The organism is Neisseria sp. P0021.S007 (assembly GCF_051956855.1).
On sequence record NZ_JBQCXA010001832.1, the window covers coordinates 1 to 431 of the forward strand.

The following is a 431-nucleotide window of genomic DNA, read 5'->3' on the forward strand; positions in this document are numbered from 1 at the left end:
TAGAAAGAGCTACTGATTGTAATGCGCGGGTATTGTGAAAAACCGCGTACAACCGTTGGCTGGAAAGGTCTGATTAACGATCCACACTTGGACGGTACGTTTGACATCAACTACGGCCTGCGCCAAGCACGTCAGTTGTTGCTGACTTTGAACGAAATGGGCATGCCTGCTTCGACTGAATTCTTGGACATAATTACGCCGCAATACTACGCCGACCTGATTTCTTGGGGCGCGATTGGGGCGCGTACGACTGAAAGCCAGGTACACCGCGAATTGGCCAGCGGCCTCTCCTGCCCTGTCGGTGTTAAAAACGGTACGGACGGCAATCTGAAAATCGCCATCGACGCCATCGGTGCCGCCAATCATCCGCACCATTTCCTTTCTGTAACCAAAGCCGGCCATTCCGCGATTGTCCACACCAGCGGCAGTCC

General features: G+C 53.6%; 1 pseudogene. It reads left to right on the top strand.

From position 1 onward, the window contains the following. Nucleotides 1-6 precede the first annotated feature (6 nt). Nucleotides 7-431, top strand: a pseudogene (locus tag ACTHUR_RS21695) (3-deoxy-7-phosphoheptulonate synthase); the annotation flags it as partial.